Genomic DNA, 26,305 nt, shown 5'->3' on the forward strand with positions numbered 1-26,305 from the left:
TAATTCCTCTTTTAACCAGCCCGGCCATGTCAAAGTTTTCCGCAGTTTAACTTGCCAGAAGAACAGCTTTATGTTAGAATACTTCCTGGTGTAAACTACACACGCGCGCCGGATTTCTTCAGGGGTGCCTGCTTAATGCGGGTCCTGGCGGGAGATGACGGCGGCGGAGGAAAAACCGGGCGGGAGGAGGTGTTAATGTGGCAATTATTTCCATGAAACAGCTTTTGGAAGCCGGGGTGCACTTCGGACATCAGACCAGGCGCTGGAATCCGAAAATGGCTCCTTACATTTTTACCGACCGCAACGGCATTTATATTATTGATCTGCAGAAAACCGTGCGCAAGGTGGACGAAGCTTATAATTTTGTCAAAAACCTGGTTGCCGGCGGTGGTACCATTTTGTTTGTGGGTACCAAGAAGCAGGCGCAGGACTCGGTGCGTGAGGAAGCGGAGCGTTGTGGCATGTTTTATGTCAACCAGCGCTGGCTGGGCGGTATGCTGACCAATTTTCAGACCATCCGCCGGCGCATCGACCGGTTGCATGAACTGGAGCGCATGGAGGAAAAAGGCACCCTGCAGTTGCTGCCCAAAAAGGAAGTGGCCGAACTGATGCATGAAAAGGAACGGCTGCAAAAGTTTTTGGGCGGGATCAAGGAGATGCGCCGGTTGCCTGGCGCCCTGTTTGTCATCGATCCGCGCAAGGAACGCATTGCCGTGGCCGAAGCGCGCAAGCTGGAAATCCCCATCGTGGCCATCGTGGATACCAACTGTGACCCCGACGAAGTGGATTATGTCATTCCGGGCAATGACGACGCCATCCGTGCCGTCCGTCTTTTAACCGGCAAGATGGCTGATGCCGTGCTGGAAGGCAGGCAGGGCGAACAGCTGGCCCAGGCACAATAAAGAGCTGAAAAGGTGGGGGGCCCGCAATCGTTTAAATGCCGGGTAACCCCTGCTTTTTTAAGTTTGAGGCCTTTATTTTATGGCAATAATACATTTAGGAAAAACCTGGCATCAAAGGGGGATGCATATGGCTGAGGTAACTGCGGCCATGGTCAAGCAACTCAGGGAACGCACCGGCGCCGGTATGATGGACTGCAAAAAGGCATTGGCCGCTACTGACGGCGATATGGAAAAAGCAGTTGATTTTCTGCGCGAAAAAGGGTTGGCTGCGGCGGCCAAAAAGGCGGGCCGCATCGCTTCAGAAGGCGTGGTGGACTCCTACATACACGGTGGCGGCCGCATCGGTGTGCTGGTGGAGGTTAACTGCGAGACTGATTTTGTGGCCAAGACAGACGATTTCCGCAGCTTTGTCCGGGATATCGCCATGCAGATTGCCGCCGCACGGCCGGAATACGTCTGCCGGGAGGAAGTGCCGGACAGTGTGCTGAACCGGGAAAAGGAAGTACTGGCGGCGCAGGCGGCCAATGAGGGCAAGCCGGAGAAAATCATTCAAAAAATGGTGGAGGGCCGCCTGGAAAAATTCTATAAAGAAGTTTGCCTGTTGGACCAGCCCTTTATCAAAGATCCCGACATTTCCGTGCAGCAGTTGTTGACGGAAAAAGTAGCTAAAATAGGGGAAAAAATCAGCATCCGCCGTTTTGTACGCTACGAGTTGGGTGAAGGACTGGCCAAACGGCAGGATGATTTTGCCGCCGAAGTGGCTTCCGCCACCCGGAATGATTGACTGCTTTGGAAAATTTGCCGGGTGGGAAAAGGATTTTTTAACCTGCCGTAGAATTATTCCGGGAGACTGGAGGCTTGAGCTGTGACAGAAACGCCCGAACATGAGCCGGTCACAGTGTATGATCTGCGCGGTGGGATCATAGATGGCACAGAGATACCAAAATACAAACGGGTGATCCTGAAGTTGAGCGGGGAGGCGCTGGCCGGCAACCGTGGTTACGGCATCGACCCGGATGTGGTCAAATCCATCGCCTGTCAGATTAAAGAACTAGTCCAGATGGGCGTGCAACTTGCTGTAGTGGTGGGTGGCGGCAATATCTGGCGCGGCGTGGCCGGCAGCGCCAAGGGCATGGACCGGGCCACGGCCGATTACATGGGCATGTTGGCCACGGTGATCAATACCCTGGCCTTGCAGGACGCCCTGGAAAAACTGGAAGTGCAGACCAGAGTACAAACGGCGATTGAGATGAAGGAAGTGGCCGAACCTTATATTCGCCGGCGGGCCATCCGGCACCTGGAAAAAGGGCGGGTGGTCATCTTCGGTGGCGGCACGGGCAATCCGTATTTCTCCACTGATACCACCGCCGCCTTGCGGGCGGCGGAAATCGAAGCCGAGGTCATACTCATGGCCAAACAGGTGGACGGGGTTTATGATTCCGATCCCCTGAAAAATCCCTGTGCCTGCCGCTTTGAGCGGCTGAGCTATATTGAGCTGTTAAACCGGGGTCTGGCGGTGATGGATGCTACCGCCACCTCCCTGTGTATGGACAACCGCATTCCGCTCGTAGTGTTCAACCTGAACCGGGAAGGCAACATCAAGCGGGCGGTGATGGGTGAAAATGTCGGTACCTATGTCGGAGGTGATCAGGTTGGCTAATCAGCACATTGTTGAAGCCGAAAGCAATATGAAAAAGACCGTGGAAGTGGTCAAGCGGGAATTCGCCTCCCTGCGCGCCGGCCGGGCCACTCCGGCTTTGCTGGAGAAGATTATGGTTTCCTATTACGGTACGCCGACCCCGATCAACCAGCTGGCCAATATTTCCGTCCCCGAGGCGCGCCTGTTGGTCATTCAGCCCTGGGACAAATCGGTCCTGCCGGAGATCGAGCGGGCAATCATGAAATCCGATCTGGGCATCAACCCCGCCAGTGACGGTACGGTAATCCGTCTGGCCATTCCCCAGTTGACTCAGGAGCGGCGGGCCGAACTGGTCAAAGTGGTTAAAAAGAAGGCTGAAGAAGGCCGGGTGGCCGTGCGCAATATCCGCCGGGACACCAATGAAGCGGTCAAGCAACAGCAGAAAAACGGTGACATATCCGAAGATGAGTTGCGCCGGGCGACTGATGACATTCAAAAAATCACTGACAGATTCATCAAGGAAATCGACGGCCTGGTGACTGAAAAAGAAAAAGAAATTATGCAGGTATAGATCCATGGACGTGCCGGATGTGCTGGCCATGGATTTACCTGCCGCCCTGGCCTGCTGTGCGGCTGCCGGGTGGATGGTTGAGATCCGGGAAACCGCGCCGCCGGGCGGTAAACCATCCGGGAAACCCCGGGTGGTCCGTTTTGAGATTACGGGCAGCCGGTGCGGTGTGCTGACGGTGGCCCGGGAAATGGGAAAGGAGGTGTAGCGGTGGCCTACCGGATTACTGATGAATGTCTGGCTTGTGGGACATGTGCCGAGTCCTGCCCCAACGAGGCGATTAATGAAGGTGACATCTACCAGATTGATCCCGATAAATGTGAGAATTGCGGCACCTGTATTGATGCCTGCCCCACCGGAGCCATTATCGAGGAATAATGGAAATAACCCCCTCTTCCGGAGGGGGTTGTTTATATAAATTGTTCCCCGCAGCAGGTAAGAAGGAGGATTATCCGGCCCATGCTCAAGGACCTGGTGCGCAATTGGCGTGAGCGTAAAAAAGGCCAACTGTCGGAAGAGGATTTGCTGGCCCGGTTGGACCGGCAGCGCCTGCCCCGGCATGTGGCGATCATCATGGACGGCAACGGGCGCTGGGCGCGGCGGCGGGGAATGCCCCGCACCTTCGGTCACCGGGCCGGCATGGAATCCATCCGGGATATAGTCCGCTTGAGCACCCAGTTGGGCATTGGTTATTTGACCCTGTACGCATTTTCGACGGAAAACTGGAAACGTCCCACGGACGAAGTGAATTTTTTGATGAACCTGCTGGTGGAGTATTTGCACAAGGAAATTGACGAACTTTGCCAAAACAATATCCGCATTCACCCGATCGGACTACTGGACGAACTGCCGGCAAAAGCCGGGGAGGCGCTGCAGGTGGCTGTTGCACGGAGCAGGCACAACAGCGGGTTGACCTTGAATCTGGCCCTGAATTACGGGGGACGTACCGAACTGGTGGAGGCCGTGCGGGCGATCGCGCGGGAGGTGGCATCCGGCCGCCTGTTCCCCGAATCTATTGACGAGCCGGTCATTGCCGGTTATCTTTATACGGCGGGTCAGCCGGACCCGGATTTGTTGATCCGGCCGGCCGGCGATTACCGGGTAAGCAACTTTTTGCTCTGGCAGCTGGCTTATACGGAATTCTGGATGACGCCGGTAATGTGGCCCGACTTCCGGAAGGTGCACTTGTTGCAGGCGCTGGTGGACTACCAGCGCCGGGAGAGGCGCTTCGGCGGTTTAATCAAATCTCAGGCTGGTGAAAATTAGTGCTCCGGCAGCGAATTTTAAGCGCAGCGGCAGGCATTCCCCTGATTATACTGGCGGTCTGGCATGGCGGTATCGCCCTCTTGTTGCTGGTTGCCGTTCTCATGTTGCTCGGCATTCTGGAAATCGTGGGGATATTTGAACGCCTGAACCTGCGCCCGCCCCTGTGGCTGGCCATGCTGGGCAGTCTTTTGCTGCTGGGCAGCGCATATCTATACAAGGACGAGGGATTTGCCGCCGCCATCACACTGGTGGTGATTCTGTTCCTGGCCGTCACGGTACTGTTGTATCCGGGCTACACGCCGGTGGACGGGGCGGCCGCCCTGCTGGCCACGCTTTATATCGGTTTGTTCGCCTATCTTTACTTGATGCGTTTATTTGACGCCGGGTGGATCTGGCTCACCTTTACCCTGGCCGGCACCTGGGCCAGCGACACATTGGCTTACTTTGTCGGCCGCTCTTTGGGCCGCCATCATCTGGCACCGGTGTTGAGCCCGGGCAAGACTGTCGAAGGCGCCGCCGGGGGGGTGGCGGGCAGCGTTTTGGCGGCGCTTGTGTTTCTGTATCTCTATCCTTTTCTGCCTCGCGGACCGGTTTTGCTTTTAGGGGTGCTGCTGGGCGCGGCCGCCCAGGTGGGCGATCTGGTGGAGTCCGCATTTAAAAGACAAGCCGGTGTGAAGGATGCCGGCGGACTGATTCCCGGTCACGGGGGTATTTTGGACCGTTTCGACAGCATGCTCTTTACCGCGCCCCTGGTATACTACTTTGTGGCCAAGTTTATAATAAGTTGAGGTGACTACCGGTGCCCAGGTATATCCGGGTAGCCGTTCTGGTGACCACCGTCCTGCTGCTTTACCTGGCCTGGAAGTACGTGGTACCGGAAGCGCTGGTCATATTGAATTTTGTTCTGATGGTGCTGACGCCTTTTATTCTGGCGGCGGCCATCGCTATTTTAATGGAACCGCTGGTCCGGTTGTTCAGCCGGCGGCTGAACCGCTCACTGGCGGTAGCACTGGCCATGCTGGTGGTCATCGGCGGCCTGGGCGGCCTGCTCACCCTGCTCATCCTGCGCCTGGTGGGCGAGTTGAATGAGCTTTCGGTGCGCCTGCCTCACTATGCCGGGCCGGTCCAGGACAATATCAGCCGTTTGGTGGAGCAGGGGAAAATTTTTTATTTTCAGCTGCCGCCGGCGGTCACCGCTCATCTACAGAAAAACATGGGCACATTCACCGACTGGCTATCGAACTTTGCCGGCAATGTAGCCGTATGGCTTTTGCACCTGGTTACCTCCCTGCCCAACGCGGTTACAACTATCGTGGTGGCGCTGGTGGCCACCTACTTTATCAGCCGGGACCGCCACCTGATTGTGAACCTTTGGCTCAAAGCGGCCCCGGAACCATGGGGCGCCCGGGTGCTGGATGTGGTCCGGCAGGTGGTTGGCGCCGCGCTGGGCTATATTCGCGCCCAGTCCCTGTTAATCACCCTGACCACCGTGCAGAGCATCGCCGGCCTGTATCTGATTGGGGCGCAGTATTCCCTGACCATCGGTCTTTTGATCGGACTGTTCGACCTGATCCCGGTGCTCGGACCGGCTTCGGTATACATTCCCTGGACCGCCTGGGCGCTGTTCAGCGGTCATGTGGCCTTCGGGCTCAAGCTGCTGTTTCTTTACCTGCTGGTCTGGGCCGTGCGCCAGGTGCTGGAGGCGCGGGTGGTGGCCGCCAATCTGGGTCTGCATCCCCTGGCCGTGCTGCTGGCCATGTATGTCGGCCTGAAGTCAATCGGGGTGGCCGGTCTGATCCTGGGACCGCTCTCCTTGATTGCGCTGCAGGCGGCGGTGAAGACTATTTACGGCAGCCGTTAGAATGTGCGTGAGCCGGGTTTGGTTTGTGTGTATGCAGACCGTTTCCACGGCCGGTTGGAAATGGCATAATTGAATGCAGGGGTGTATAATGAAGGAAATAGTTATCCTGGGCAGTACCGGCTCCGTCGGCCGGCAGTCCCTGGAGGTAATCCGCCGCCTGCCCGGGCGCTACCGGGTGGCCGGGCTGGCCGCCGGGCGCAACTGGCGTTTGCTGGCGGAGCAAATCAAGCAGTTTCATCCCCGGGTGGTTTCCCTGGCCGGGCCGGAAGAAGCCCGGGAGTTGGCGCAGCATTTGGACGGCGGCGGCCGGCCGCCGGAAATCCACTGGGGCGAAGAAGGACTGCGGGCTGTGGCCACCTGCCCCGGTGCGGCTGTGGTGCTTTCCGCCGTCACCGGTACGGCCGGCCTTGAACCGACGGTGGCCGCGCTAATGGCGGGCAAGAATATCGCTTTGGCCAACAAGGAGACCCTGGTGGCCGCCGGGGAACTGGTGATGGGTCTGGCCAAAGCAAAGGGTGTCCGGATTCTGCCCGTGGACAGCGAACATTCGGCGGTCTGGCAGTGCTTGTCCGGCGCACCGCCGGGCGCGCCGGACAGAATCATTCTCACCGCTTCCGGCGGGCCGTTCCTGCATGAACCGGCGGATTTGTCCGCGGTCACGGTGGAAATGGCCCTGGCCCATCCGAACTGGCACATGGGCCGCAAAATCACAATTGATTCCGCTACCATGATGAACAAGGGCCTGGAGGTCATGGAAGCACACTGGCTGTTCGGAGTGGCTCTGGACCGGATCCAGGTGCTGGTACATCCGGAGAGTATCGTTCATTCCATGGTGGAATTTGTGGACGGGGCGGTGCTGGCCCAGCTTGGAGTACCCGACATGCGCCTGCCCATCCAGTATGCCTTGTCCCATCCCGGGCGCTGGCCCGGTCCGGTGCCCCGTCTGGACTGGCGGCGGGCGATGAGGCTGACTTTTTTGCCACCCGATACGCGCCGCTTCCCCTGTCTGAAACTGGCCTCCGCCGCTGCCCGCACGGGGGGGACCATGCCGGCGGTGTTGAATGCAGCCAATGAAGTGGCGGTGCAGGCTTTCCTCGACCGGCGCCTCGGCTTTACCGGTATTCCGGTTCTGGTGGAACGGGTGCTCGATGCCCACCGGGCTGTTTCCGGCGCCTCCCTGGAGGAAATACTGGCCGCCGACGCCTGGGCGCGTGAATATGCGCAGCGGGCATTGGACCGGGAACAGCTGCCGTGCTGCCGCCGGGATTGAAATGGAGGCGATATTATGCAGACACTTTGGGCTTCCATTGTTGTTTTCGGTCTGCTCATTTTCTTTCATGAGTTCGGCCATTTTATCGTGGCCAAACTGGCCGGGATAAAGGTGCATGAATTCAGCCTCGGGTTCGGCCCCAGGCTGGCCGGCCTGCCACGGGGGGAAACCACCTACAACCTGCGCCTGCTCCCGCTCGGTGGTTTTGTGCGTATGGCCGGCATGGATCCGGAAGACAAGGAAGCGGACGATGAACGCGGTTTTAACAAAAAGCCGGTTTGGCAGCGGGCGCTGGTTATTGTGGCCGGTCCGCTGATGAATTTCCTGCTGGCGGCGCTTTTGCTGGCGGTGATTTTTGCCGCCCAGGGGATGCCCGCTCCCACCACCACCGTGAGCAAGCTGTTACCGGGTCAACCGGCAGAAAAAGCCGGCCTCCGGCCGGGAGACCGCATTGTAGCCATCGACGGGCAACCGGTGCAGAGCTGGGAGCAGATCAGCCAGTTGATCAGCGGCCTTCCGGACAGGCGGATTGATTTAACGGTTGTACGGAATCAAAACCGGAAGAACATCACTTTGGTCACGGCCAGGGATCCGTCCGGACAGGGTAAAATCGGCATATACCCATCCCAGGAAATGCAGCGGATGGGCTTGTTCACCGCCGTGGGCAAAGGAATGGAATACACCGCACGCATTTCAGTTTTAATTCTGGATTTTATCGGCAAGATGATTACCGGACGCGCCCCGGCCGAACTGGGCGGGCCGGTGCGTATCGTGCAGGAAATCCACACCGCCGTGGGTATGGGCATCTTTTACCTGCTGCAACTGGCTGCCTTTTTAAGCATCAATCTGGGCCTGTTCAACCTGCTGCCCATTCCGGCACTGGACGGCAGCCGGGTGGTTTTTCTGGCTGTGGAAGGCCTGCGCGGCCGGCCGGTGGATCCAGCCAAGGAAAACTTCATTCATCTGGTTGGTTTCGGCCTGTTGCTGCTGCTCATCGTGGTGATCACCTATAATGACGTGCTGCAGATCATGTAACCGGAGCGAGGGGGGAGTATCGTGCAGCGCAGGAAAACCCGCCCGGTCCGGGTGGGTACGGTGCAGGTGGGCGGCGGCGCACCGGTTTCCGTGCAGTCCATGACCAATACCGATACCCGGGATGTGGCGGCCACCGTGGCGCAAATCAACCGCCTGGCCGCGGCCGGCTGCGAGATCGTGCGGGTGGCCGTGCCCGATGCGGCAGCGGCGGACGCCCTGCCGGCAGTCAGGGCGTCGATCGGCATTCCGTTGATTGCCGATATCCATTTCGACTACCGCCTGGCCCTGGCCGCGCTGCAGGCCGGTGTGGACGGACTGCGCATCAACCCGGGCAACATCGGCAGTCGCGAAAAGGTGGCTGCCGTGGTGGAAGCGGCAAAAAAACGGCAGGTACCCATCCGTATCGGCGTCAACGCCGGATCGCTGGAGAAGGACCTGTTGGCCAAATACGGCGCCCCGGCCGCACCGGCGCTGGTGGAAAGCGCCCGGCGGCACATCCGCCTGTTGGAAGAACTGGATTTCCGGGAAATCAAAATTTCCCTCAAGGCGTCGGACGTGCCTTTGATGATTGAGGCCTACCGCCTGCTGGCCCGGGAAGTGGACTACCCCTTTCATGTCGGGGTCACCGAGGCGGGCACGGTGCGCTCGGGCGCGGTGAAGTCGGCGGTGGGTATCGGCGCCCTGCTGGCTATGGGCATAGGCGACACCATCCGGGTTTCCCTAACCGGTGATCCGGTGGAAGAAGTGCGGGTGGGGTATGAAATTTTGAAGGCGCTTGGTTTACGCCGGCGGGGCGTTGAATTGATCTCCTGTCCCACCTGCGGCCGGACGCAAATTGATTTGATTCCCATCGCCAACCGGGTGGAAGAACTTTTGCAAGACATCGACCGGCCACTGAAAGTGGCCGTAATGGGTTGTGCCGTCAACGGGCCGGGTGAAGCCCGGCACGCCGACGTGGGCATTGCCGGCGGCAAGGGCGACGGTTTGTTGTTCCGCCACGGCCGCGTGATCCGGCGTGTTCCCGCCGCCGCACTGGTGGACGAGTTGGTGCGGGAAGTGAGAAGGCTGGCGGGGGTGGAGACCGGGATCCGGCGGGCAGGAGCGGGAGAAAATTCACCGCGTCCGGCCGGAAATGAATAGAAAGGTATTTGTTCCGGCAATACTGCCGGGATGGCGTAAAGAATGGGGCCGCATTGCGGCCCGGCGGGGGAAATTAAATTACCCGTGAAAAAAGAAGTTGTTTAGGGGGATTGGTGGTGCGCGCAAGTCAGTTGTTTATTCCCACTTTGCGGGAAGTGCCGGCCGAAGCCGAAGTAATCAGCCACAAACTGCTGCTCCGGGCCGGATTCATCCGCAAGGCCGCGGCCGGGGTTTATACCCTGTTGCCCCTGGCCTGGCGGGTGATCAAGAAAATCGAGCAAATCGTACGGGAAGAAATGGACCGCGAAGGCGGCCAGGAAATCATGATGCCGGTGATTCAGCCGGCCGAGTTGTGGCAGGAGTCGGGCCGCTGGGACGTGTACGGTCCGGAGCTTTTTCGTCTGAAAGACAGGCACGGCCGGGACTTTTGCCTGGGGCCGACACACGAGGAAATCATCACCGACCTGGTGCGCCACGAGATTTCCTCCTACCGGCAACTGCCCCGGCTGCTTTACCAGATTCAGAACAAATACCGGGACGAGCGGCGGCCGCGTTTCGGACTGATGCGCGGCCGGGAATTCATCATGAAGGACCTTTATTCCTTCGACCGGGATACCGCCGGACTGGATGAAAGTTATAAAAAGATGTACGGGGCCTACACACGCATCTTCCAGCGCTGCGGCCTGCGCTTCCGGCCGGTGGAAGCCGATTCAGGCGCCATCGGCGGCAAGGACACTCATGAATTCATGGTTCTGGCTGAATCGGGCGAGGCCACGGTGCTCTTTTGTCCGCAGGAAAGCTGCGGCTACGCCGCCAATGACGAGCGGGCGGAAACACCGCCGGACCTGTGGACCGCCGGCGGGGAACCGGCACCCCTGCAGGAGGCGTCCACCCCCGGCAGTCATACCGTGGCCCAGGTTACCGCCGCTTTGGGCGTTGATCCCCGCCAAATCATCAAAACCATGCTCTACCGGACGGAACAGGGCGTTGTCGCCGCCCTGGTACGCGGGGACCGGGAAGTAAACGAAATCAAGCTGCAAAAAGCGGCGAACGTACTGCGCCTGGAGTTGGCCGACGCATCCACAGTGCGGCAAATTACCGGCGCCAGAGTGGGCTTTGCCGGGCCGGTGGGCCTGCCGGGCGTGAAAATAATCGCTGACCGGGAAGTGATGGCCCTGGTCAACGCGGTGGCCGGGGCCAACCGGGATGAAACCCACCTGATCAATGTCAACCCGGGCCGTGACTTCACCCCGCACCTGGTGACCGATTTGTGCCTGGCGCGGGCCGGGGATCCCTGTCCGCATTGCGGCGCCCCCCTGGAAGCGGCCCGGGGGATCGAAGTGGGGCAGGTGTTCAAACTGGGGGAGAAATACAGCCGGGCTTTAAATGCCACCTATGTGGATGAAAACGGCCAAACCCGGTACATGGTCATGGGCTGCTACGGCATCGGAGTCACCCGTACTATGGCTGCTGCCATTGAACAAAATCACGATCAAAACGGCATCATCTGGCCGGTGTCCATCGCCCCCTATCAGGCGGTGGTGGTACCGGTGAGCAATAAGGAACCCGCGCATATGGCGCTGGCGGAAAAAGTTTACCGCGATTTGGCCGCTGCCGGCATGGAAGTGGTGTTGGACGACCGGGACGAACGGCCGGGAGTAAAATTCAAGGACGCCGATTTAATCGGCTATCCGCTGCGCCTGACCATCGGCAACCGGACGGTGGAAAGCGGCCAGGTGGAGGTCCGCCGGCGGGGTGGCGGGGAGACCGTACCGGTTCCGGTGGACGATGTGGTGGAAACGGTGCGGCAGATTTTAGCTCAAAGTTAGAGGGGATGATTATGGCCTTCCTCGAACGGGTGGTAATCCTGTCCGTGTCGGCAGGCGCGGGCCATATGCGTGCGGCTGCGGCCCTCAAGGCCGCCGTGCTGGAGACAAATCCACAGGCCGGGGTAATTATACTGGACACGTTCCGTTACACCAGTCCCTTGCTGGAAAAAGTCATGCTGGGCACCTATATGGAAATGCTCAAGATTACCCCGGTGGTTTATGGATATCTTTACCGGCAGGCGGAAAGCGGTCAGCCTCTTTCCGGATTTGCCAAGCAGGAATTCAGCCGCATTTTAAACAAGCTGACCGCTCCTAAGCTGGTGCAGTTTTTAAGACAGCATCAACCCCAGCTGGTGGTCTGCACCCACCCCTTTCCGGTGGGGATTCTGGACCGCTTGAAAGAGCAGGATATGTTCAACGTACCGTTGGTGGCCACCATAACAGACTTTACCGTGCACCCCTTTTGGGTCTTCCCGGGTGTGGACGCCTATACGGTGGCCGACCGCCAGTTGGGCCGCCTGCTGGAGGAGCAGGGTATCGCCCCGGCCAAAATACATGCCGCCGGCATACCGATTGATCCTTCCTTTGCCCGGCCGGTGAACCGCCGGGCCGTGCGTGCCGGTTTGGGTCTCGCGGACGGGTTGCCTGCCGTCCTGGTGATGGGGGGCGGACTGGGTATGGGCCCGCTGGCCGATGTGGTGCAGGCGCTGGGCAACAGTGATGTTCGCTGCCAGATCATGGTGGTGGCGGGCAGCAACGAGCAGTTGCGCGCCAAACTGGAACGCATAGCCGGAACGCTGCAGAATCCGGTGCGGGTGTTTGGTTTTATTCAGAACATCCACGAACTGATGTCCGCCGCCGATTTAATGGTGGGCAAGGCCGGCGGGCTAACCTGCGCGGAAGCCCTGGCCAAGGGGTTGCCCATGTTCATCAGCGACCCCTTGCCCGGGCAGGAGGAACGGAACGCCCAGTTTCTGCAGCAGGCCGGAGCGGCGCTGCAAGTGGACGGTACCAGGGAACTGGTGGCCGCATTGACTGCCTGCCTTTCCTCCCCGCAGCGCCTGCGCCTGATGTCCGCCGCCGCGGCCCGTCTGGGGCGGCCGCAGGCGGCGCGGGCGACGCTGGAACTACTCACCGGCCTGCTGGAGAACGGTGAGGCGGGACGGGAAACGTATGCAAATGAATTTGCTCCGTGATCAGCCCGGCGTTCTCCCGCGTTAAAAGCTCATGCCGCCGGGGAGGTGCCGGCGGAAAAATGACCGTCACCTTTACTTCCAGGGAACTGTTGATCGTTTCATTGGCATGTGCTGATGTCATCCGGCGCGGCTGTTTTACGCCAGCGGGTTGTGCCAGGGAGGTGACACCCGGTGCTTACCGAAAGAGAAGTAATCATCCGCCTGGCCCTGGCCCTGGTCCTGGGCGGGCTGATCGGGCTGGAGCGGGAGCGTCTGTACGTGGCCATCCGTACTTATTCGGCCGGCTTCCGTACGCATATTCTGGTCTGTGTCGGTGCGGCGCTGGCGATGATAGTTTCAGAGGGACTGCATTTTCAATACAAAGGGGACGCCGCCCGGGTGGCCGCCCAGGTAATCAGCGGCATCGGCTTTCTGGGGGCGGGGGCCATATTGCGGGAAGGTATCCTGGTGCGGGGTCTGACCACGGCAGCAAGCCTGTGGGTGGTGGCCTGTGTGGGTCTGGCGGCGGGCGGCGGCTTTTATCTGGCCGCCACTTTGGGCACGCTGCTGGTGCTTTTTGCCCTGATCATCCTGGGTGCCCTGGAGGATGTGGTGCGCAACTGGCGCCGGCAGGACACGCTGAGCATTGTGGTGGGCAACCAGCCCGGCGATGTACAGATGATTGGCACCGTACTAAAGGAATTCGGCATTCAGGTCAAGCGTATAGATATACAGAAGATTCCCGAAAGCGACCGTCAGCTGCTGGAGGTGGCGGTAACCTTCCCTTACCGTGTCAACCGGGTTGAGGTCTTGAACAAACTGGCCTCCCTGTCAGGCGTGCACCGGGTGGAAAACCAGGTGTTATAGCCATGGAGCGCTGCCGCCGTACTACGGACATCTTTTATTTCCCTTGTCAATGGATTATTTTTATGATATACTTTTTTTTGGCTTCTTAAGCCTTGTTTTGCGCCAATTGTTCAAGAGTGGGTAACGCCCACTCTTTCGTCTTATACTATACCTTTAATCGATATTTTTGACCGGTTGCCGGCGATTTGCCGGTTTGCCGGGAAAAGGAGGTAGCCGGTCATCGTCAGGCACAAAGTGGCGGCGCAGGTGGAGGAAGCGGCCGCACCGATGGCGGCCGCACTCGGTCTGGAACTGGTGGATGTGGTGTATGTCAAGGAGGGAGGTAACTGGTATCTGCGGTTGTTTATCGACCGGGAGGGCGGGGTGACGCTGGACGATTGCCAGGCAATGTCCGAAAAGCTGGATCGCTGGCTGGATGAGGTGGATCCCGTCCCCCAGTCCTACCACCTGGAAGTTTCTTCACCGGGTCTGGAGCGGCCGTTGAAAAAACCGGATGATTTCCGGCGTTTTCAGGGACGGATGATCCAGTTGAGCACATTTGCCCCGGTTGAAGGAAGGAAAAAGTTTACCGGCCTTCTGGTGGGCGCCGGTGAAGAATCGGTGCAACTGGAAATACAGGGCCGGCAGTTGGTCATTCCAATGGAACAGGTGGCTGCAGCGCGGTTAAAAGCGGAATTTTAATCGCTCTTTAGGAGGCAGTGGTTAAAGATGAATACCGAATTTCTAACGGCTCTGAAGGATCTGGAGAAGGAGAAGGGCATCGCTACCGATATTTTGCTGGAGGCCATTGAGGCGGCGCTCCTTTCCGCCTACCGGCGCAATTTCGGTTCCCTGCAGAACGCCAGAGTGGTTATTGACCGGGACAACGGGGACTTCAAAGTATATGCCCAGTATGCCGTGGTGGAGGACGTTGCGGATCCGCGTCAGGAAATTTCCCTGGCCGAAGCGCAGCAAATCGATCCCCGTTATGAATTGGGCGACGTTGTAGAAAGGGAGGTAACGCCGCGCAATTTCGGCCGTATTGCGGCGCAGACGGCCAAGCAGGTGGTGGTGCAGCGCATCCGGGAGGCCGAACGCAATATCGTTTTTGAGTCTTATGCCAACCGGGAAGGCGATATCATCAACGGTGCCGTTCAGCGGGTGGAACAAAAAAACGTGTTTATCGAATTGGGCAAAACCGAAGCGGTGCTGGCTCCTTCCGAGCAGATGCCGGGGGAGGATTACCGGCCGGGCACCAGGCTCAAACTGTATATCGTTGAAGTGCGCAAGACAACCAAGGGACCGCAAATCATGGTTTCCCGTACTCACCCGGGTCTGTTGAAGCGGCTTTTGGAACTGGAGGTGCCGGAACTGGCCGAAGGACTGGTGGAATTGAAATCCGTGGCCCGGGAGGCCGGTTACCGTTCGAAAATAGCTGTTTACTCACGGGATGAAAATGTCGATCCGGTGGGTGCCTGCGTCGGTCCCAAGGGGGCGCGCATTCAGAGCATTGTCAATGAACTGAACGGAGAAAAAATTGATATTATAAAGTGGAACAGTGATGCCTCAAAATATGTTGCGGCGTCCTTGAGCCCGGCCAAAGTGGTGGCGGTGGAAATCTGGGAAGAAGAAAAAATAGCCCGGGTGATTGTGCCTGATTACCAGCTTTCCCTGGCCATCGGCAAGGAAGGTCAGAATGCCCGTCTGGCTGCCAAATTAACCGGATGGAAAATCGATATCAAGAGTGAATCCCAGATGCAGGAGATTTACGCCGAAGAATACCAGAATTATTATCAGGATCAGCCGGCCGGTGAGCAGGATCTGGAAATCTAGTTCAAAGGTGGTGACCGGGTGTGCCCCGGGTAAAAAAAATACCTTTGCGCAAATGCGTGGGGTGCCAGGAAATGAAGCCGAAAAAAGAACTGATCCGGATTGTGCGCACCCCCGAAAACAGGGTGGAAGTGGATCATACCGGCAAGCGTGCCGGGCGGGGCGCCTATATCTGTCCCGATCCAAACTGTTTGCAGCAGGCGGTGAAAGCCAGGCGGCTGGAAAAAGCGTTGCAGAATCCAATTGCGCCGGAGGTTATCGAATCTCTCCGACAGGGGCTGGCCAAACAATGAGCGCAAAAGTACAGCGGTTACTCGGTTTGGCGCGGCGGGCCGGGCAACTGGTCAGCGGTGATACGGCTGTGCGGCAGACTGTCAACCGCGGCCGGGCACACTTGTTGGTGCTGGCCGGCGATGCCGCGCCACGTACCGCCAGGGCGTTTCAAGAACTGGCGTCGGCGGCCGCGCTGCCTGTAATTATTTTTGGTTCGCGCGCTGAATTGGGTTGTCTGCTGGGATGCCCCCTCAGGGCGGTGGCGGTGGTTACGGACAGGCATTTGGCCCGGGGAATCCTGGCGGTCATTGACGGGGAAGAGAATGAAAACTAGTCGTTAGCCGTTGGTGGTTAGTGGCGGGACGACTAACGACCAACGGCTAACGGCTATTCACCAGTTTTGGAGGTGTTTACATGGCAAAAAAAAGGGTGCATGAACTGGCCAGGGAGCTTGGCCTGGAGAATAAAGAGTTGATGCAGCGGCTGGGTGAGATGGGCATAGAGGTAAAATCATCCCTGAGCACGCTGGAGGACAGTGTGGTCGCCCGTTTAAAGCAGGAACCGGCCGCCGGTGGAAAACAGCCGGCAGATGACAAAACGGTTGACAATACCGCCGGCGCGGCAAAAAGGGCGGCCGGCAATGCCGGCGCGGCGGGAAAAGGGCCGCAGAACAGCGCGCCGGATGCCGGAAAGGGGCTGCAGAACAAAACGCCCGCCGGCGGGGATAAAAAACGGTCCGGCGAGCGTTCCCGGAACGCCGACGGGCGCCGGAACAACCCCCCGCGTTACGACCGGGGGCCCGGGTTGGTCGACCGGGTGCCTTCACGCCCGCCGGATAAACGTTTTATGGAGCGTCCCTTGAAAGTGGATTTGCCCGGCCAGGCACAGGGCGCCAGGCAGCAACAACCGCCGCGGTCCGCCGCTCCTGCGGTGGAGACGACGGCGGAAGCCGGCGGGCAGGGCCAGGCACCGTCCGCCGGGCAGCAGCCGGCGGGGCGCGGGGAAACCGGCACCCGGGCCGGGGAACGGCAACCGTCCGGCACTGCGGAAACCGGTTCCCGGGTAAGGGAGCAACGTCCGGCCGGCGCGCGTGACAACCGGGCGCCGCTGCGGGAGCAAAAAAACACACCCGGCGCCGGGGATGTCCGGCGGACCAACCGGGTAACGGAAAGGCCGGCCGGTGCCCCGGAGCAACAAGGACGTACCCGGGACAATACCGCCAGGCCGGAGTATGTCCGGAACAACGGTTCCCGGACGGCCGGCGGGCAGGCCGGGGGAACTGGAAACAGCCGTCCGGAAGCCGGACGATCCCCCGGTCGATACAACGGGGGACGGTTGTCCGGAGGGGCCGGGACCGGTCAGGGCAGGCCGTCAGGCGGTGCCGGTCAGGGGCGTTCGTTCGGCGCCGGTCAGGGCAGGCCGTCCGGGGGGACCGGCCAGGGCCGGCCGCGCCCCGATCAATTGAAGGTGCCCAAAGTACCCCAGGAGATCAAGGCGATCAGCGACAAGGTAAAGGCCGATAAAACCCGCGGCAAGCAGGATAAGCTGCGGGAGGCCACCCGGCAGGCGCCCGCCCGCGGCCGGCGCGAGCATGACGAACATCAGCCCGACCGCAAGATGCGGCCGGGACAAAGAAAAAAAGGTTACCGCCCGGACAACAGGCAGCAGGTTAAACAGCCGCCCGCGCCGGTGGAAAAGAAACCGGTGGTGATTGGGGAATCGGTTACCGTCCAGGAACTGGCCGAAAAAATGAAAAAGAGCCCGGCCGAAGTAATTAAAAAGTTGATGATGCTGGGTGTATTGGCCACGATTAACCAGGAAATCGACAGTGAAACCGCCACCATTGTGGCCGGTGAATTCGGCTTTGAAGTGGAGATCAAGATTCACCTGGACGCCGAGGCATTGCTGGAACAGGAACCGGAGGAAGATCCGGCTCTGTTGCAGCCGCGTCCCAGTGTGGTTACGGTGATGGGGCACGTGGATCACGGCAAAACCTCCCTGCTGGACGCCATCCGGGAAACCAATGTTACCGCCACCGAAGCCGGAGGCATTACTCAGCACATTGGAGCCTACCAGGTGGAGCACAATAATAAGAAGATCACCTTTGTGGACACCCCGGGGCACGAAGCCTTTACGGCCATGCGCGCCCGCGGCGCCCAGGTCACCGACATCGCCATCCTGGTGGTGGCGGCCGATGACGGGGTGATGCCCCAGACGGTGGAGGCAATCAACCACGCCCGGGCGGCCGGGGTACCGATTATCGTGGCCATCAACAAGATGGATAAACCCGGGGCAAACCCGGACCGGGTCAAGCAGCAGCTTACCGAATACGGCCTGGTGGCCGAGGACTGGGGCGGGGATACCATCCTGGTGCCTGTTTCCGCCAAAACCCGTCAGGGCCTGGAGGATCTGCTGGAAATGATTCTTCTGGTGTCGGAAGTGAGCGATTTAAAGGCCAATCCCAAACGGCCGGGACGGGGGACGGTGATCGAGGCCGAGTTGGACAAGGGACGCGGCCCGGTGGCCACCATATTGGTGCAGAACGGCGCCTTGAATATTGGTGACAACGTGGTGGCCGGCACAGCCTGGGGCCGGGTGCGGGCCATGATGGACTACAAAGGCCGGCGGATTAAAAAGGCCGGACCCTCCACCCCGGTGGAAGTGCTTGGCTTTTGTGAAGTACCCCAGGCCGGGGATCTGTTCTATGTGGTGCCTGATGAAAAATCAGCCCGCCAGGTGGCCGAAAAGCGTACCAACCGCCGGCGGGAGGAAGAATTCAAGGCCGCGCAGCCCAAGATTTCGCTGGACGATTTGTTCAAGCACATCAAGGAAGGCCAGGTCAAGGAGCTGCCGGTGGTGATCAAAGCCGATGTACAGGGTTCTGTGGAGGCGCTGAAACAATCACTGGAGCGCCTCTCCAACGATGAGGTGAAGGTGAACATCATCCACGGCGGTGTAGGGGCGATTTCTGAAAACGATATCATGCTGGCTTCGGCATCCAACGCAATTGTTATTGGTTTCAACGTGCGGCCGGACATCAATGCTTTGCGGGCGTCGGAAATGGAAAAAGTGGATATCCGCATGTACCGCGTAATCTACGACGCCATTGGCGATGTCAAGGCTGCCCTGAGCGGTCTTTTGGATCCGGAATACAGGGAAGTGGTGCTTGGCCGCGCCGAAGTGCGCAAAACCTTCAAGGTATCCCGTCTGGGCACCATCGCCGGTTGTTATGTGGTGGACGGCAAGTTGCAAAGAGACGCCGGGATAAGGGTGATCCGTGACGGTGTGGTCATTCACGAGGGGAAATTGGATTCCCTGAAACGTTTCAAGGATGACGTGCGGGAGGTTGTGCAAGGCTACGAATGCGGTCTGACCCTGGAAAAATTCAATGAAATCAGGGAAGGAGACTACATCGAAGCATTTACCACCGAAGCGGTCAAACGCGAACTGGCTTAAATCAGTGAGCAGCCGTCAGAAGCTAAAATGCGGGAAGCATTGCTTAAAGCCAAAAGATACCGGGGTTCTCCGGTAATTCAGCCTGTGGAGATCACGCTGGCGCGGACGGGAAACCGTTTAGTCATGGGTCGATGAGGCAGGAATTTCTTGATAGATATTTTTTCTATGAAGAAAGGAACGGTGTCGGGCATGTCTCATCGTCCGGAACGCCTGGCGGAAATAATCAAAAAAGAGGTTTCTGATCTGCTGCAAAACGAAATCAAGGATCCGCGCCGGGGCTTTGTTACCGTTACCGGTGTTGAAGTTTCCGCGGATCTCCGTTACGCCAGGATTTTCGTCAGTGTACTGGGCACGCCGGAGGAGGAAAAGGCCGCCATGGAGGTGTTGAACCGTGTCCAGGGTTATGTGCGTGGTGAACTGGGCCGGCGCATCCGCCTGCGTTGTACGCCGGAGATTACTTTTAAACTGGATTCATCCATCGCCCGGGGCACACGTGTGATTGAACTGCTGCAGCGGGTCAATAGCGACCGGGAGGAGGCGCCCCATGAATGATTTGTCCGCAGTCGCCCGGGCGCTGGAGGAGTGCCGGCATGTGATCCTGTGCGGCCATGTCATGCCCGACGGTGATTGTCTCGGTTCGGCGGCGGCGCTCGGTTTGGCCCTGGAAGCACGTCAAAAGCGGGTAACCCTGGCCAGTCCCGATCCCCTGCCGGATATCTACGACTTTTTGCCCGGGGCGGAGCGGTTCCGGATCGGGGAGGCCGGTCTGGACGGGGACTATGACCTGTTCATGGCCCTGGATTGTTCTGTGCCCGCCCGCCTGGGGGCGCTGCGCTTACTGCTGGACAGGCCGTTAACGGTGGTCAGCGTGGATCATCATGCCGGCGGCGATGCGAACTTTGCCCGTTATTTTTATGTGGATCCGCGGGCGGCGGCCACCGGGGAGATTATCTTCGACCTGCTGCAATTAATGCAGATTCCGGTCACACCGGATATTGCCGCCTGCCTGTATACGGCCATTGTCACCGACACGGGTTCCTTCCGTTATCAGAATACCACGCCGGCCACCCACCGGCGGGCGGCCGCGCTGATCGAACAGGGGGCTGACGCGCCGCTTTTGAACACCCTGCTTTTCAGCCGGAAGTCGCTGCTCCACCTGCGCTTGCTGCAGGCCGCCCTGGCCAACCTGAATTTGTCCGCCGGCGGGCGGGTGGCCTGGATGCACGTCACTGCGGAAATGATGACAAGTCTCGGAGCCAGGGAAGAACATTCCGACGGGCTGATCGATTACATCCGTTCCATCCGGGGGGTGGAAGTGGCTGTCATCTTCCGGGAAACATCGCCCGGGCAGTTTAAGATCGGCTTCCGCTCCAAGGAACGGGTTGACGTAAACAAACTGGCCGCCCTGTTCGGCGGCGGCGGTCACGTGCGCGCCTCGGGGGCCGTGGTGGCCGGAGAATTGGACCGGCTGACCACCCAGGTGATTGCGGCGGTTGAAAAAGCGGTGCAAGAAGCATGGACGGAATAATCAACCTGTTAAAACCGCCGGGCATGACCTCTCATGACGCAGTGAACTATTTGCGCCGGCTGAGCGGGCAGAAAAAAGCCGGGCACACCGGAACCCTTGACCCGGGGGCGGCCGGAGTGCTGCCAATCTGCCTGGGCCGGGCCACCCGGTTGATCCAGTTCATGGAACACGACAAGGCCTACCGGGCGGAAATAACCTTCGGCTACCGCACGGACTCGGGCGACACCTTTGGACGGGTGACCGGCATAAGTGACGCCCGTGGTCTGACCATGGAACAGGTGGCCCGGATCCTGCCGGAATTCACGGGTGAAATCAGCCAGGTGCCGCCGATGACCTCCGCGGTGCGCTATCAGGGTAAAAAGCTTTACGAGCTGGCCCGCCGGGGTGTCGAAGTGGAAAGAACGCCCCGGCGGGTGATCATCCACCGAATCAGTCTGACGACGGGAACCGGTTGGGGTACCGCCCGCCCCCGGGTGCTGGTGGATGTGGAGTGTTCCGCCGGTACATATATCCGCTCCCTCTGTCAGGATCTTGGCGCGCGGCTGGACTGCGGGGCCACGATGAGCTTTTTGTTGCGCGTTCGCGCCGGTGTTTTCACCCTTTCCGGCGCCATCACCCTGGAAGAACTGGCCGCGGCGGCTGGAAAAGGCCATTTGGCCGGGATGATCACGGATGCCGATTGCGCCCTGGCGCACCTGCCGGCCGTACAGGTGAGGGACTCGTCGGTCGCGGCGGTGCGGCACGGCAACTGTCTGTACCAGCCGGGAGTGGCCGGCATGCAGGGCATCCCGGAGCACGGCGGCATGGTGCGCCTGCGGGCGAAAGACCGGTTGCTGGCGGTGGCACGCGCCCTGCCCGACGAAAGACGCCCCGGCCGGTACTGCTTCCAGCCGGCGACAGTAGTCGATAATACATAAACACGGTTAACGCACCCTGTAATTAACCTGAACAATATATAACCGGGCAAGTTTGCCGGCCGCGGGGAGGCAGTGGTTATTCCGCGCCGCTGCAATGCCCCGGTCAGTGCGAAATAATGGCAGAGTCCCGGGATGAACCGGGGCAGTGCCAAAGAGTTTTTTTGACACCCGGCATCCGACTTCTGACCACTGCTTTTTGGAGGATTGAGCACAGTGCAGGTTTATGAAACGTGGCAGGGAATCAAGGGAAAACACCCCCGGATCGTTGTCGGCCTTGGCAATTTCGACGGTGTTCACCTGGGTCACCGTAAGCTGATCGAAAGTTTGGTCGCCGCCGCCCGGGAAACCGGTGGTACGCCGGCCGTATTCACCTTTTATCCCCATCCCATGGCCGTGCTATGTCCCGGACAGGCACCTCCCCTGCTGCTCACCCAGGAAGCCAAAGGGCGTATGATGAACCGTCTGGGCGTGGCGGTGCTGTTGCGTGTACCTTTCACCATGGAATTTGCCCGCCTGGAGCCGCAGGCGTTTATTGAAGAGGTACTGGTAGACAATCTCGGGATCCAGGCCGTTTTCGCCGGATACAATTATACCTTCGGCCACCGGGGCCGGGGCAACCCGGAATTGCTGCTGGAATACGGCCGCCGGTACAGTTTTGATGTACACGTGGTGCCACCGGTGGAGGTGGACGGCCGGGTGATCAGCAGCACGCTGATCCGCGGCCTGCTGATGGACGGGGATGTGGCCGGGGCGAAAAAATACCTGGGCTATACCCCTTTTGTAGAAGGAACGGTGGTGGCCGGGGAACGGCGGGGCAATACACTGGGCTTTCCCACGGCCAACCTGGAGCCGGAGCCGGATCTTTTGCTTCCGGCCAACGGTGTATATGCCGTACGGGTGCTGATGGACGGGGATTCCTTCCTGGGGGTGGCCAATGTGGGTGTCAAGCCCACTTTTCACGGCAACAATCACCGGCGCAATGTGGAGGTTCACCTGCTGGACTTCCATGGCGATCTGTACGGATGCTGGATGCTCGTCCGGTTCGAACGGCGCCTGCGGGCGGAAAGGCGCTTCGCTTCCCCGGGGGAGTTGGTGGCCCAGATCAGGCGGGATATTGTCCAGGCGCGCGGTGTGGAATAACGAAACCGGACTGGAAAAATATAAGTGGAAAATCATATCCGTTAATGAATATAAATGCTACAAATGTTTACTTGCTTGCGGGATTATGCTAAAATTAATACGTTGAACGTCCCAGTTTGAAGGCACGGCTCCGGAAAGCCGCCTTGAGCCTAAAAGGAGACGTAAAACATGGGTGTACCCAAATTCGACTCGCCGGAGGAAGAAATTAAAAAGTGGCTTAATCATATCGCCCTGATTTGCCTGAGCGAAGAATTCCAGGAATTAAAAAAAGAACTGGAGCAGGTTTACAGCCGTGCGCAGGTGGAAAACTACGCGCTGGTCGCCTTCGAAGACGCACTGTATACCTTCCTGGCCCAGGAAGAAGAATTTCCGGCCTGCCGGTCGGAAACAAGTTAGGACGTGCGTCATGCGGATCATCATCACCGAGCATGCGCGCAAGCGGTTAAAGGATTTGCGCCAGGACGGCATTTCTACGGCTGATATTATCAATGCCGCCGGCAACATCCCCGGGCGTATTCCCACCGCCACCCGCTTCCGCGGTTTCTTCGCCCGGTCGGGGCGTATTTTTGATCTGGTTGCCAAGGACATTCCGGGCGGTCGTTTGGTCATCACCATTATCGGGAAGTAAAATATATCCCGTGAACTGCCGGCTAGGGAACCCGTTCTCCGGCGGTTAGCTTGGCCGGCAGCGATTCAGACAGACAAGGAGGTGAATCACCGTGTCCATCACAACTGCGGAAAAACAAACTATCATCACTGAACACAGACTGCATGAAAACGATACCGGTTCGCCGGAAGTCCAGGTGGCCATACTTACCAGGCGGATCAATGATCTGACCGAGCACCTGAAGATTCATAAAAAGGATCACCACTCCCGGCGCGGTTTGTTGAAAATGGTCGGACAACGTCGTGCGCTGCTGAATTATTTGCGCAATTGTAATTTCGACCGTTACCGGCAGCTGATCGAAAAACTTGGTTTACGCAAGTAGAGCGGGTTACCCGCTCTACTTTGCTGTTACGGCCGGCGGTGTGTTCTTCGCCCGCCCGGGGAACGAATTTTATGCCAAGCCGGTTGCCGGCGGTGTACAAGCCGCCGGTTACGGACCGGCTTGCCGCCGCTGTTTGTTACCGGGGAGGAAGTATTTTTTCACCCTTTTGCAGGAAATACTATTTATTATGTAGAAGAAAACATGGTTGTTAATATTTGCATAAACGAGGAGGTCCGCTATTTTTTAATGTACCAGAATCCAATTTTAAAAAAGGAAATGTCCATCGGTGGACGTACACTCAGCCTGGAAACGGGCCGGGTGGCCGGGCAGGCCGGTGGTTCCGTGCTGGCCCGCTACGGGGATACAGTGGTGCTGGTCACGGCCACTATGGCTGAAAACATCCGCGAGGGCATCGACTTCTTTCCCCTCACTGTGGATTACGAGGAAAGACTTTATGCGGTGGGCAAAATCCCCGGCGGCTTCATCAAGCGGGAGGGCCGTCCGAGCGAAAAGGCCGTCCTTTCGGGACGGCTGATTGACCGGCCGATCCGTCCGCTGTTCCCCAAGGGGTGCCGCAATGAAGTGCAGGTGGTGGCCACGGTACTATCCGTCGACCAGGATAACGCGCCGGAGATTGTTGCCATGATCGGCGCTTCGGCGGCGCTGCACATCAGTGAGATTCCCTTTCAAGGACCGGTTGGCGGAGTGATCGTCGGTTTGGTGGACGGGGAATATGTGATCAACCCGACTGTGGAGCAGGCGGAAAAAAGCCGCATGCACCTGGTGGTGGCGGGTACGTCCGGGGCTATTATGATGGTTGAGGCCGGCGCCAAAGAAGTGCCCGAGGAGCAGATGCTGGAGGGTATTTTGTCCGGCCACGAAAAAGTAAAGGAAATCGTGTCCTTCATTGAGCAGTTTCGTGCCGGGGCACTGTCCATGGGGTTGGCCAAGGAAAAGGTCGAACCGGCCGTAGTTTCAGTGGACCCGGGTGTTGAGGAAGCGGTGGCCGGCACGGCGGAGGAAAAAATCGCCGCCGCCGTCAGGCATTGTGTGGATGCGCGGCTGGATAAAAAGAGGCGGGAAAAATATCTGGATGAAGTAAAAGCCGGGTTGCTGGCCGGCTTCCTTGAAACTTATCCGGAAGAAGAAGCCGTCATTACCGCCGTTCTTGATGCCGTGGAGAAAAAAGCGGTCCGCCGGCTGATCCTTGATGAGCAGGTACGTATAGACGGGCGGCGGCTGGACGAGGTGCGCCCGATCACCGTGGAAGTGGGTGTGCTGCCCCGTACACACGGTTCGGGACTGTTTACCCGTGGTCAAACCCAGGTGCTTTCGGTAGCTACCTTGGGAGCCATTTCCGAAGAACAGATCCTGGACGGACTCGGTTTGGAGGAAACCAAGCGTTTCATGCACCATTACAACTTCCCGCCCTACAGCACCGGTGAAACCAAGCCCATGCGCTCACCGGGCCGGCGGGAAATCGGACACGGCGCTCTGGCCGAACGCGCACTGGAACCGGTCATACCAGGGGAAGAGGTTTTTCCCTATACCATTCGCCTGGTGTCCGAAGTGCTTTCGTCCAACGGTTCCACTTCCCAGGGCAGCGTTTGCGGCAGTTGCCTGGCCCTGATGGACGCGGGGGTGCCGATCAAGGCGCCGGTGGCCGGCGTGGCCATGGGGCTGATCAAAGAAGACGAACAGGTGGCCGTGCTCACCGACATCCAGGGAATCGAAGACCATCTGGGAGACATGGACTTCAAGGTGGCCGGTACGGCGGAGGGTGTCACCGCCTTGCAGATGGACATCAAAGTCCCCGGAGTCACCGGCGGCATTTTGAAACGGGCTTTGGCCCAGGCGCACGCGGGCAGGATGTTTATTCTGGGCAAAATGCTGGAAGTGATTCCCGGTCCGCGTCAGGAATTGTCACCTTATGCGCCGCGGATCATCCACACCAGCATCGATCCGGACAAAATCCGCGACGTAATCGGACCCGGCGGCAAGATCATCAAAAAAATCATTGAAGAGACCGGTGTGCAGATTGATATCGAAGATGACGGGCGGGTATTCATCGCCGCCGTGGATCCGGCGGCCGGCAACCGGGCGCTGGAAATTGTCCGCAACCTGACCAGGGATGTGGTCACCGGCGAGGTCTACAACGGCCGGGTGACCCGGGTGACCGATTTCGGCTGCTTTGTTGAAGTTGTTCCCGGCGTCATGGGTACACCGGGCAAAGAAGGCCTGGTGCATATTTCCCAGTTGGCGCATCACCGGGTGAATAAAGTGGAGGACATCTGTCAGGAGGGCGACACCATCACAGTCAAAGCCATCGGCTACGACAACCAGGGCCGTCTGAAACTTTCCCGTAAAGAAGCGGTGCCGCCGGAACCGGGCGAACTGGAGGAGGCGCGTGCGGCCGCGGCCAGTTCCGGACGGGAGGGCGCCGGTCATGAGAACGGCGGCCATGAGCGCAAGAGGCCGCCCCGGGCCAGGCAGGGCCGCCGCTAAACTTATCTTTTCAAGCAGCGGCGGACGAAAATTGAGCAGGCATGAAGAGGAAAACTCATCTCTTGGTAAAACAAGTCAGCCGGGGATAAAACGCCCCGGCCCGGGCACAACTCCCTACCACGGCAAACCGGGTGGG

28 protein-coding genes are annotated in these 26,305 nt (G+C 59.0%); all 28 read left to right on the plus strand.

The window, feature by feature from the left end:
• Positions 1–197: 197 nt before the first annotated feature.
• The 28 genes from rpsB (at position 198) to A6M21_RS04185 (ending at position 26,169) form a co-directional block, all read left to right on the plus strand.
• A complete protein-coding gene (rpsB, locus tag A6M21_RS04050) occupies positions 198–902 on the plus strand; it encodes a 30S ribosomal protein S2 (protein ID WP_066666592.1) in 705 nt (234 codons plus the stop codon).
• A gap of 127 nt (positions 903–1,029) precedes the next feature.
• Positions 1,030–1,686, plus strand: a complete 657-nt coding sequence (gene tsf, locus A6M21_RS04055) for a translation elongation factor Ts (protein ID WP_066666593.1) — start codon at positions 1,030–1,032, stop codon at positions 1,684–1,686.
• A 138-nt stretch (positions 1,687–1,824) separates the two neighbouring features.
• Positions 1,825–2,562, plus strand: coding sequence for a UMP kinase (gene pyrH / locus A6M21_RS04060; protein WP_242868763.1), 738 nt, complete (start codon positions 1,825–1,827; stop codon positions 2,560–2,562).
• Complete coding sequence (gene frr, locus A6M21_RS04065; RefSeq protein WP_066666594.1) at positions 2,537–3,112, plus strand: ribosome recycling factor; 576 nt, start codon at positions 2,537–2,539, stop codon at positions 3,110–3,112. Before pyrH ends, frr begins: the two co-directional genes overlap by 26 nt.
• A gap of 4 nt (positions 3,113–3,116) precedes the next feature.
• Positions 3,117–3,317, plus strand: coding sequence for a hypothetical protein (locus A6M21_RS04070; protein ID WP_066666595.1), 201 nt, complete (start codon positions 3,117–3,119; stop codon positions 3,315–3,317).
• A gap of 2 nt (positions 3,318–3,319) precedes the next feature.
• Complete coding sequence (locus A6M21_RS04075) at positions 3,320–3,487, plus strand: DUF362 domain-containing protein (protein WP_066666596.1); 168 nt, start codon at positions 3,320–3,322, stop codon at positions 3,485–3,487.
• A gap of 81 nt (positions 3,488–3,568) precedes the next feature.
• Entirely contained in the window at positions 3,569–4,375 is an 807-nt protein-coding gene (gene uppS / locus A6M21_RS04080) for an undecaprenyl pyrophosphate synthase (protein WP_066666597.1), read from the plus strand.
• Complete coding sequence (locus tag A6M21_RS04085) at positions 4,375–5,163, plus strand: phosphatidate cytidylyltransferase (RefSeq protein WP_066666598.1); 789 nt, start codon at positions 4,375–4,377, stop codon at positions 5,161–5,163. Before uppS ends, A6M21_RS04085 begins: the two co-directional genes overlap by 1 nt.
• Positions 5,164–5,174: 11 nt before the next feature.
• A complete protein-coding gene (gene ytvI / locus A6M21_RS04090; protein WP_066666599.1) occupies positions 5,175–6,236 on the plus strand; it encodes a sporulation integral membrane protein YtvI in 1,062 nt (353 codons plus the stop codon).
• 88 nt (positions 6,237–6,324) lie between these two features.
• Positions 6,325–7,506 (plus strand): 1-deoxy-D-xylulose-5-phosphate reductoisomerase, encoded by a 1,182-nt coding sequence (locus A6M21_RS04095; protein ID WP_066666600.1) that lies wholly within the window; start codon positions 6,325–6,327, stop codon positions 7,504–7,506.
• A 15-nt stretch (positions 7,507–7,521) separates the two neighbouring features.
• Positions 7,522–8,541 carry an RIP metalloprotease RseP gene (rseP, locus tag A6M21_RS04100; protein WP_066666601.1) on the plus strand — a complete coding sequence of 340 codons (1,020 nt, stop codon included), beginning with the start codon at positions 7,522–7,524 and terminating at the stop codon, positions 8,539–8,541.
• A gap of 21 nt (positions 8,542–8,562) precedes the next feature.
• Positions 8,563–9,681 (plus strand): flavodoxin-dependent (E)-4-hydroxy-3-methylbut-2-enyl-diphosphate synthase, encoded by a 1,119-nt coding sequence (ispG, locus tag A6M21_RS04105; RefSeq protein ID WP_078060372.1) that lies wholly within the window; start codon positions 8,563–8,565, stop codon positions 9,679–9,681.
• Between the two features lie 116 nt (positions 9,682–9,797).
• Positions 9,798–11,510, plus strand: coding sequence for a proline--tRNA ligase (locus tag A6M21_RS04110; protein ID WP_066666665.1), 1,713 nt, complete (start codon positions 9,798–9,800; stop codon positions 11,508–11,510).
• Positions 11,511–11,521: 11 nt separating this feature from the next.
• Positions 11,522–12,706 (plus strand): MGDG synthase family glycosyltransferase, encoded by a 1,185-nt coding sequence (locus tag A6M21_RS04115; RefSeq protein WP_066666602.1) that lies wholly within the window; start codon positions 11,522–11,524, stop codon positions 12,704–12,706.
• Positions 12,707–12,877: 171 nt separating this feature from the next.
• On the plus strand, positions 12,878–13,552 hold the full coding sequence (locus tag A6M21_RS04120; RefSeq protein WP_066666603.1) for an MgtC/SapB family protein: 675 nt from the start codon (positions 12,878–12,880) through the stop codon (positions 13,550–13,552).
• Positions 13,553–13,786: 234 nt separating this feature from the next.
• Positions 13,787–14,233 carry a ribosome maturation factor RimP gene (locus A6M21_RS04125; protein ID WP_427854595.1) on the plus strand — a complete coding sequence of 149 codons (447 nt, stop codon included), beginning with the start codon at positions 13,787–13,789 and terminating at the stop codon, positions 14,231–14,233.
• A gap of 27 nt (positions 14,234–14,260) precedes the next feature.
• Complete coding sequence (gene nusA, locus A6M21_RS04130; protein ID WP_066666605.1) at positions 14,261–15,364, plus strand: transcription termination factor NusA; 1,104 nt, start codon at positions 14,261–14,263, stop codon at positions 15,362–15,364.
• A gap of 20 nt (positions 15,365–15,384) precedes the next feature.
• A complete protein-coding gene (gene rnpM / locus A6M21_RS04135) occupies positions 15,385–15,654 on the plus strand; it encodes an RNase P modulator RnpM (RefSeq protein WP_066666606.1) in 270 nt (89 codons plus the stop codon).
• Positions 15,651–15,968, plus strand: a complete 318-nt coding sequence (locus A6M21_RS04140) for a L7Ae/L30e/S12e/Gadd45 family ribosomal protein (RefSeq protein ID WP_066666607.1) — start codon at positions 15,651–15,653, stop codon at positions 15,966–15,968. Before rnpM ends, A6M21_RS04140 begins: the two co-directional genes overlap by 4 nt.
• A gap of 80 nt (positions 15,969–16,048) precedes the next feature.
• Entirely contained in the window at positions 16,049–19,090 is a 3,042-nt protein-coding gene (gene infB, locus A6M21_RS04145) for a translation initiation factor IF-2 (RefSeq protein ID WP_066666608.1), read from the plus strand.
• Between the two features lie 189 nt (positions 19,091–19,279).
• Entirely contained in the window at positions 19,280–19,642 is a 363-nt protein-coding gene (gene rbfA, locus A6M21_RS04150) for a 30S ribosome-binding factor RbfA (RefSeq protein WP_066666666.1), read from the plus strand.
• Positions 19,635–20,618: a DHH family phosphoesterase gene (locus tag A6M21_RS04155; RefSeq protein ID WP_066666609.1), complete on the plus strand. Its 984-nt coding sequence runs from the start codon at positions 19,635–19,637 to the stop codon at positions 20,616–20,618. The genes rbfA and A6M21_RS04155 overlap by 8 nt, the downstream gene beginning before the upstream one ends.
• A complete protein-coding gene (gene truB / locus A6M21_RS04160; protein ID WP_066666610.1) occupies positions 20,606–21,535 on the plus strand; it encodes a tRNA pseudouridine(55) synthase TruB in 930 nt (309 codons plus the stop codon). The genes A6M21_RS04155 and truB overlap by 13 nt, the downstream gene beginning before the upstream one ends.
• Positions 21,536–21,748: 213 nt before the next feature.
• Entirely contained in the window at positions 21,749–22,675 is a 927-nt protein-coding gene (locus A6M21_RS04165) for a bifunctional riboflavin kinase/FAD synthetase (protein WP_066666611.1), read from the plus strand.
• A 168-nt stretch (positions 22,676–22,843) separates the two neighbouring features.
• Positions 22,844–23,071 carry a hypothetical protein gene (locus tag A6M21_RS04170; RefSeq protein WP_066666612.1) on the plus strand — a complete coding sequence of 76 codons (228 nt, stop codon included), beginning with the start codon at positions 22,844–22,846 and terminating at the stop codon, positions 23,069–23,071.
• Positions 23,072–23,081: 10 nt separating this feature from the next.
• Complete coding sequence (locus A6M21_RS04175; protein ID WP_066666613.1) at positions 23,082–23,303, plus strand: hypothetical protein; 222 nt, start codon at positions 23,082–23,084, stop codon at positions 23,301–23,303.
• A gap of 91 nt (positions 23,304–23,394) precedes the next feature.
• Positions 23,395–23,664 (plus strand): 30S ribosomal protein S15, encoded by a 270-nt coding sequence (rpsO, locus tag A6M21_RS04180; protein WP_066666614.1) that lies wholly within the window; start codon positions 23,395–23,397, stop codon positions 23,662–23,664.
• Between the two features lie 246 nt (positions 23,665–23,910).
• Positions 23,911–26,169, plus strand: a complete 2,259-nt coding sequence (locus tag A6M21_RS04185) for a polyribonucleotide nucleotidyltransferase (RefSeq protein WP_066666667.1) — start codon at positions 23,911–23,913, stop codon at positions 26,167–26,169.
• Positions 26,170–26,305: the final 136 nt, after the last annotated feature.

Origin of the sequence: Desulfotomaculum copahuensis (assembly GCF_001655685.1) — a bacterium.
GTDB lineage: Bacteria > Bacillota > Desulfotomaculia > Desulfotomaculales > Desulfovirgulaceae > Desulfotomaculum_G > Desulfotomaculum_G copahuensis.